Genomic DNA, 8,703 nt, shown 5'->3' with positions numbered 1-8,703 from the left:
ATATTGACCATCCCCTTCTTCAAGTAATGGAATTGCATTGGGAGGATAGGTAGGATCATGCGATAGTTCTTTATATGCGTTTAATACATTAAGATAATAATCATCCGGCACCCCCAAGCCATAGGTTTCATATGCACCATGGACAATTATACCAAAATGAGAAAGAAACTCCCGATACTCGGCAGAAAGAGGAAAGCCTAGAGCGGTTTGTAGCGCATTAATGCTTTCCGTATCAGTGGGTCGAGTAATTGCCTTATGTTCTTGTACTATCTGTTCTAGAGTCTTCATTTCTTTACTCACTTAAGGGGTATTTTTGATCTGGTTTGCCCGCGCTTTCCAATGATGAGCGCGCTCTAAACCGAAATCTTCACGGATTATCTGTGATTTATCTATCTTGTTGTGTAGTATATTATCGTTGCCATTCGCTCGATGTTCATTCCCTGTCAGTTCAGCCAGTGGCGAGTCTGGTTTTTGCCCAATATGGTGCAGTTCGATTGGTTTTTGGTTTGCATCCAATGGCGGTCGGCCATCTTCCATACGCTGTAGATTGGTCTGGCCCAGTAAGTCTTTCTGGTCGTAGTCAATATCGGTACGGATTAAGACGTTCTTACCGTTAATATCTTTACATTTAAGATTGGCATCTTCATAAATTTTTGCTTCGGGTTCACTACCAATCGCATCAATCACATCGTCCGTATATTCCTTTTCCTTCAGGCGTTCGCGAGTTGTCTCGCTCAGTTCAGGAAGTAATTCCCTACGGTTTTCCTGTGTCAGAGAGATCGGGCGGTCCAGTTGCTTAACATCCCGGCATAGATCTGGCATCTGTTTTGCCAGTTTGGCCAAAGGAGAAAGATCACGGGATCGTTCAATAGGTAACATCTCAAAATTGGATAAACCGGACTTCACTGAATACCTACCTTTTCATATTGAGCACGCCACGCTGAGTAGATACCAACATTGTGCTCATGCCGAACGCTATAGTCCTTCATCATGCAGTGCTCCGCAGCAAGGGCGAGGTCTACTGACGCACCCGGAATATATTCCAAGACCAAATCTCTGAGTAGACGACACAACTGAGTATAGTCATTAGCCTGTTCTACAATCCTACGCACTGTTGAGCGACAACCAAGCGCATCAACCAACAGACCTGCCAGACAGTCAAACGAATTGGTTTTGTGCAGGTCTAGATTATGGGTACTTTTATATTCCTCAACGGTTTTCAGTAGGCTGATTTTAATATGGCTAGGGAAAGGGAGCATAGACAACCCGTATTGTAACAGATCAGTGTCCACTTTGGTTGAAACACCTAGGTATGTAATCAACAACATTTTGGCTAGTTGTAAGTTGAAATCATAACGGCTAATATTGTTTTTTGTATCAGGATGATAATGGTAAGGGGTTTCCTTGCCACGGAACTTGCTTATCTGGCACAGTACCGGTTCCAGCCAGTCATTCTGATAGACGATCGCAACACCCTTGGGTAGGCGGGTGATTTCTTCCAACTGGTCATCGCTCAGGGCTATCGATTTCCCCAGCAGGCGGCGGTCTGATTCGTCAGGCAGACGCATGATGATTTTGGTATTGGTATTGCGAATAGCAGCGATATCGACCGCGTGCGGCGATTGATCGACAATGATGAAGCCTTCGCCGTAAGTACGCATTTCGGCAATGGCGTTCGTCAGCATTTCCACTGACTTGCCAACAAGGCCACTTTCTTCATTACCGATTTCGGGACTACGTTTCAGGATATTATGCGCTTCCTCCAGCACGGTGACATGCTGCAGTGGCAGATTCATGCCTCCACTAACCATACGGTGTTCGCTTAGCCGCATAATGAGTATGCCCATAATCAGGGCCTTGGTTTCGACCGATCCGATACGGCTGAGGTCAACAATGACATTACTGTCAAACAATACTGTATTGTCAGTCTCGCCCGTGCCAAAAAGTTGGCCGTTCAGCCCGTTGGTCAATGACTTGATCCGCGTGCACAGGGCTCCGGTATAGTTACCTTTGCTTTCGGGAGAATAGGCTGATTCCGCGATGACCTCCTCCAATGTGCCAAGCAGATCAACAAATGTCGGGAACAGATCCTCACTGTAACGGTTACAAGATGTTTCCAGATCCCATCCGCATTTCTGATAGGCTTGCAGGATGGCGTCCTTGAGCACGGCAGGCATGGCGGCATACATTGGCCAGCACACATTGAATATCTCGATCAGGCGGTCAACGTGCTCGAGTACATGAATACCAGCAGGAAAGCCAAATGGGTTGATCCGCAGCATGGCACTATGGGCGGGGTTGGTCCCCAGAACGCTTACATCGGGGCGTTGGCCAAAGACATTCTTGTATTCGCCTTTAGCTGGTTCGATGACCAGAAAGGGTACGCCCGCTGCACTGATTTGCTCAAGAATCTCATACAGCGTATTGCTCTTGCCTGCCCCAGTGGAGCCACTAATAAACATATGGCTCGACAGTTGGTCCATATCCAGTTTGATAGTCTGTGGCAGGTTCTCCCAGAGATGGCGGATATGGCCCAGTTCCAACGTTCTGTGAGCAGAGCCAACCGGTGACTGCCCGTCAAGACGCTGCACCTTGCGGCCAAAGACCTGTGTTTCAACTACCGATACCGTTGAAGTGGAACGCCGAGGCAGGCTAAGTTGAATTGCCATCTCCTTACCTGACACCAAGGTAGCTGGCGTCACGAAGGAAATCGGAACACGCTTATCAAAGCCAGACTGGAGTTCTGGATGATTCAAGCGTGTCAGCCAATCAATCACAGTGGATTTTTTGCTTGATGTCCATGTTGTCAGAGCAAAGTCTTCATGACTGGATTTGCTGCCACGAATCAGGCCAAGAAAAATGCTGGCCAATGCTTCTGATGACGCACTGCTATCACCGATAAAATAAGCGGCAGTATTCCAACCACCATACGTTTTGGCTTCGTCAATCCGCTGCAAGTGATGGTCAATTCTGCCAAGCAACTGTTCAATGGTCTTGTCCACTGTTTCAATTGACATCTGGCGGCTACTACCGTCTGTCTGGTTGAACGACTGGCCTTGGGTGCTGTTCGCGGTCTGCGTGGCTGTATGTGTTCGGACAGTAGACTCGCTGCGTGATGTGCCATGGCTTTCACTGTTACTCTCAGTGGTGGACTGGTTGGTACTGCGGCTTTCGTTGGTGCCATGACTGGTCGAGCTATTAACACCGTAGTTTCCGCTTATACCCAGATTGGTTCCAGTCGTACGGCTTGCATTGAAGGCGCTTGAAACCATGGAGCCGATCTGACTACCAATTACGCCCCCAATCGGCCCATATACATTTCCTGCTATACCGATGCCAGCGCCAATAATGGATGCAAATCGGGAACCAACAGTAGGGGCAGTGTGCGAAGTAGAACGACCGGCCTGAATACCGAAAGAAGTGGTGGTGCCATGGCTCTCACCTGTAGAGGTGCCAACCGTATGACTGCTTCCCGTCGTGTTACCGATGGAGGTGCCAACCGTATGACTAGTACCTCGAGTTTCGGTCAAACCAAGACTGTGTCCAAGCGAGTTACTCAGTCCCTGGCTAATGTTCAGCCCAATGCTGGCACTGTCCTGCTCTCCATAAGTCAGGGAAAGTTTGGCCAATGGCGATAATTGGGTAGCGACCTGTTCGTAGCCGATGCGGATCACGTCCAGGCTTTGCGAGGAGACAGGGTCCGCCAGGATCAGCGCTTGATACACATGGTTTTCGGCTGCGTCGATGAAGCGTTCCAGACCCTGCATGAAATGGTCGCGATTTTCGGTAGAGAGTGCCGGCACGCCTGTAACAGCGGTAATACTGGCGGATGCATTCTCCTTTTCCGCTTCCATCTGGTCAAACAGGGCATTTGCTTCGGGCAATTTCAGCGGATGCAGGGCGCTTCCAGGAAAATGTCCCCGGAAGGTCTCGCGCAGCAGGTCTCCTGAATTCTGGCCCAGCATCTTACCCGGTTCACCACGGGTGCCAATAAACAGTTCGGTCTCGCAGCCATTCGAACGCAGGAACAAAAAGACGGCATACCCCGCAGCCCCAAGCGCCGTATAAGCGGCAGTCGTGCTTTCCAGAACTGACTGCTTGTTGTCCTGTACGATCCGTTCAATACGGTACACACGCATGTCAGTTGCGCGCGAGAAAGGAGTGCGCTGATCAGGACTGGAAACCGGATAGTATGCAAGCTCGCTTAAATAGCTGCGTGTGATCAATGCGCGGCCAGCATCAAGGTTCAGTAGGGCTTTTTCCTGCGTCTCACGCACTATTTGTGAAGAGAGGCTGGAGGTATTGGTTGGCATCTGCTTAGTTGTCCTGCTCAATCGGAAGGAAGGGGTTGCCTGATGTGACGCGCTTGGTTATGCCGACTAACTGTTCAGATTAATTACAATGAACATGACCACTACGATGACTACGGCAACTGCACCGCCGATCATCAAGAAGACTCTGCATGGAATAGACCACCATTCGGTAGAGTCCTTCTGCTTGGCAGTTGCCTGCCCTGTTGTTCCAGGTTTCTGGTGGTCTGCTGTCTGACCGGTCTTGGAACTTGGATGTGCCGCGGCACGAATGCTGCTGTTACTGCGCGGAGCAACGGGGGAGAGCGGGGCAAAGCCTTTTACTCCCTGCTGTCTCAACAGGGAGCGGACCGAGATCAGATGGCGGAATCGTTCCTCAGAGAAATTGGTCTTCAGATAAACGGTCTGGTTATCGTAATACTGGCTGGTCCACAGCTTCTGATCAGTTTCCATGCCGCGCGCGAAGCTTTTCTCGGCAAATGGTTCAAATAGGCCCGGCACTTGGCGCTGAGCCCACGCCATGGTCGCTTCCAGGTCTGCGCTGGTCAGGGTGTTGTTATTCAGTTCCATGCGCAGCGCAGTACGGATGGTCGGTAGGTCGCCTTCCTGTACAAACTGCTGCAGGTTGTTTGAAGGGGTATAGTTTACCGCTACTCTGCTTGTGCTTTCCCGACTTTGAGATGGGGTCGGAGGAATAAATCCTCTCGCACCCTTGTTTTTTAAAAGCTCTCTTACCCTGATCAGGTATTCGATCCGTTCACGTGAAAAGTCGCTGTTTTCAAGTTTTCCAAGATTGTCATAGTAATTTTCCGAACTTCTACTCACAGGAGTATTGGATTTCAGAAAATCTCTATCCGCTTCTGGCGCCAGAACACTTAGTATTATCGGCTCATTCCGCACAATCTCGTCCAGACGCTTCCGCAGTTGCGCAGTAGTTGTCCGGGGATCCTTAAGCAGGGCTAGATAGGCTTTCCTAGCCGTGGCAATCATTTCATCAGTCATTTCATGCCTTCCTTCAGACAGCCAGCGTGCTATCAAGCTCGAGTTTAAAATTTTCGATCCACGCATATTGTTTTTTTGCTTCGGCGATCGCTTTTTCACGCGCCTGCTTATCCGTTGTTTTTTCCTTCAAAGACGCCATAATTTCCTGAAACTTGCGATCGAATTCATGGTTCAAAAATTCCACGTAATCTGTAACCAGCTTATCTTTGCCATCTTCAATCTGCTCACGAGCCTTCACAACAAGATCTCTAAACTGGGTTTCGATAAGCGTGACGCGTTCCCTCCACATAGTCCCTAAGTCGACATAGTCTTCCGAACCATATTCCGTGACAGTTTTGGTCCTGCCCCACGAGAACGGATTCCACCATCTACTGTCATCAACTTCTTTGGTGCCGGTCGCAATCTGCTTTGTCTTGATTTCATCTTGGCGCATGGAAAGATTGAAAGAAATGTTGGATATTGCTTGTTTTAATCCATCCAGTATAGGCAGATCCAGTTGTTCCGTTCCTTCAAACAGGCCAGCAATATAGCGCTGGTATTCCTTGTAAAGGTCATTACGGATCAGTTCCTGCGACGAATGGAACAATGCTTCGTAAGCATTGACCGACTTCCTGTGCTGGAAACCGAGGGAGCTTTCCGCTTTAGAAAGTAGCCTTCTGGCATAATCGAGAGAAACTTCCTTATCGTGAAATTCTGTGGCTAGTTCGCGCAAGACAGGCTCGACGGAAGCTTCCAGTTCTCCTAACTGCTCCTCTGTCTCGCGGGGCAGCAGCTTGCCTTCGTATTCGAGCCTATTCTTGTAGGCTGCGGTATCAAAGCCCTTTTCCTGACGCTGCTTCAGTTCGCTGATTTCGGCATTCAGTTGGTCCAATGTGCGTTGGTCCTGATCAAGCTGCTCGACCAGCGTCGCCTCGTTCAGGCCCACCGTAATAGCCTGCGTCATCGCGTCATGAACCCGCTTGAGCCGATGAGGCAGATTGTATTTGTCGATGTATTCATCAATCATCGTCTCGACTGCCGGTAGGCCGCTGCTCAGCATAAGGTCGGAATAGCCCTTGCCATCTAGCGCACGATGCACCATCGAAGTCACAGGCATGTATTGCAGCATGTTCATGCTTGAATCTTCGGTAAACAGGTCCGCCATTGCCTTGTAATCAGATCGTTCCTTTCGGGTCTGCCGATCACCGGGCTTGCGAATCAGCCGGGTAAGATTTGCGGAAACCGGATAGACCTGCGGGTTAGGAATACCATTGCTGGCAAGGTAATGCCTGATCCGCTCTAGTATCGCGGAAATGTCCTCCCCGCTTTCCGGGTCAACCATGTCCATTTTATTGACTACAAAGATAAAGCGGTCCTTACTTTGCTTGCCGCCCTTGCGCATGGTTTCGGCTACTAGTCCGAGAAGGTTCTTGTCGTCGGTTGTACCTAATTGCGTGGCATTGAGCACATACAGAATCAGCGGATTACGTCGAGAATCCTGAATAAACTTCATGGTAACGCGCTGATGTTCTTCATCTTGGCTGTTGTTGGGGCCCGGGGTATCAGTTAGGACCAGCCGTACCTCTTCGCGCTCTCGGACCGCTACGATGTCGCCTTCGATATCTATCTGCCTGATTCCAGACGCTGCGTTCCATTCGCGCAGACGTTCTAAGGTAAGATTGCTGTCCTCGGCAATCTGTTCACCCTTCATATTCTGGCAGGTACCAGTAAAGTGTCCGTGCATCTGGTCATTGTCAGTAATGCGGGTGATGGTGGCGGTAGTAGCTTCATTACCCGCAGGTAGAAGGTCACGGCCAAGCATGGCGTTGATCAACGTCGATTTGCCAGATGACATGGTAGCAACAACATAGACATCAAAATCACGGTTGAAAGCGTCATTAAGGGAATGGCTGATGCTCTCGTCATTAGTGATAAACTGAGAAAATGATGGATTCTGGCGTGCTTCGTCGACTAGTTCGCGAATCTGTTCAAGGCGTCGTTCGGCGGGAATGGCCTTGATCCACTCCAGATCAACCTGCATGCCTTCAGCAATGGCCACTTGGGCGGCTTCCTGAATATCGAGAAAATCCGACTCGATCCCTTTGAATACAATGCGGAAATGGTTGTCTCCATTGAACAGGATGCTCAACTCATCAAAAAACTTTTCCACCCATATCTGCAGGCGTGATTCTCGGTAACTCGAGAGCTTGCACCCTTCTGCTGGAGGCAGACCATTGAAGAGAAAGGTCGTTTCTACAATGAAAGGATTATGAGTGATCTGAATGGTATTCATGGCGTCCTTTACCATCTGTCGTTGATTACGGATCAGAAGTTCAGCAGTGCAGAGGCCTCCGGCCACCACTATCTGCTGAAGGTCGTAAGTCGGCGAGGATGTGGCATCATGCCGGTTTTTCAGCTTCAACCGTGTCAGTCCGTCAAACATGCGCATAACGCGTTCCCTGATCAGTCCAGGTGCTATCGTGGCTTGCACAACGGCGCGCTTTTCCACATCGGATTTTTCTAATGCCTGACGTAATTCAAGCCGTTCCCTTCGTGTCAGGGGAACATGGTCAAGCGCCTTGCGGGCGCAGAGTGCCACATGCGCCATCGCTGGAATAATAACGGGCTGCTCGAACCCAACTTCTTCCAGATAAATTTTAGCAATCTGTACGTATTTTTCGATGCTTTCACCCATATCTGGGTCAAGGACATCAACCTTGTTCAGGACAAAATAGATAGATAGATCTGTTTTGTGACGCATTTCATGACGCAACTGTTTAAGAAGGGTTCGGTCGTCACATGTTCCAATCTGGGTAACATTCAGAATGTAAAACATGGTACTGAACTCAATGGTTCTGACCGCTTCAAACATCAATTGAGCATGGTCATGATCCTGACTATTATTGGGCCCAGGGGTATCGTATAATGCAACCTTGTAGGGAAGACCAAAAATCGGCTTGGAACTGCCATACAAAAATATACACCGCACAACAGAGTCTGCATTCCATGCCTGGACAGTTTTGGTAGATACTGGCGTGAAATGCGCCAGTTCTTGCCCATCGCTCGCATAACAGATACCGCTGAACTGCTGGTCTCCATGGTCTTGGCACAGAATGCCAGTTATGCAGGCTGTTGTTGCCTCATTGGCAGAATGCAGAATCTCAGTGCCAAGCAATGCATTGATGAAAGATGACTTTCCCGCACTCATGGTTGCAGCAACCATAACGTGCATGCCGGTATCTTTCTGGTTAACAACAGATTTCTGAACGGCGCTTAGCAAGATGATTTCCCGAGCATTGATGGTATTTTTTCATAATATCATAATATCATAATCCGTCTTATTGCAAGAGGAGGCGTATTGGAATTCAAATTTTATAATGAAAAATTATTTCCAATAGCATTCATATATTGC

At 49.0% G+C, this 8,703-nt stretch carries 5 protein-coding genes; all 5 read right to left on the bottom strand.

Annotation, left to right across the window (positions count from 1 at the left end; genetic code table 11):
* The coding region (locus ABF979_RS15175) for an SMI1/KNR4 family protein (RefSeq protein ID WP_415560592.1) at positions 1-300 on the bottom strand (300 nt) is incomplete at its 3' end.
* Positions 301-906, bottom strand: a complete 606-nt coding sequence (locus tag ABF979_RS15170) for an HNH/ENDO VII family nuclease (protein WP_222927844.1) — start codon at positions 904-906, stop codon at positions 301-303.
* The gene (locus ABF979_RS15165) at positions 903-4,313 is read right to left on the bottom strand and encodes a helicase HerA domain-containing protein (protein WP_077811916.1); all 3,411 of its coding nucleotides are present in this window, start codon (positions 4,311-4,313) and stop codon (positions 903-905) included. The genes ABF979_RS15170 and ABF979_RS15165 overlap by 4 nt, the downstream gene beginning before the upstream one ends.
* Positions 4,314-4,379: 66 nt before the next feature.
* Positions 4,380-5,312, bottom strand: a complete 933-nt coding sequence (locus ABF979_RS15160) for a hypothetical protein (protein ID WP_149026357.1) — start codon at positions 5,310-5,312, stop codon at positions 4,380-4,382.
* Positions 5,313-5,325: 13 nt separating this feature from the next.
* Positions 5,326-8,571: a dynamin family protein gene (locus tag ABF979_RS15155; protein ID WP_222927843.1), complete on the bottom strand. Its 3,246-nt coding sequence runs from the start codon at positions 8,569-8,571 to the stop codon at positions 5,326-5,328.
* Positions 8,572-8,703 lie beyond the last annotated feature (132 nt).

Origin of the sequence: Gluconobacter sp. (assembly GCF_047723935.1) — a bacterium.
Taxonomy (GTDB): domain Bacteria; phylum Pseudomonadota; class Alphaproteobacteria; order Acetobacterales; family Acetobacteraceae; genus Gluconobacter.
This window is presented reverse-complemented; position numbering and strand designations above follow the sequence as displayed.

Bases quoted from the DNA above. Each gene is read 5' to 3' on its own strand.
- ABF979_RS15165 (WP_077811916.1), bottom strand. From the start codon at position 4,313: ATGCCAACCAATACCTCCAGCCTCTCTTCACAAATAGTGCGTGAGACG.
- ABF979_RS15160 (WP_149026357.1), bottom strand. From the start codon at position 5,312: ATGACTGATGAAATGATTGCCACGGCTAGGAAAGCCTATCTAGCCCTG.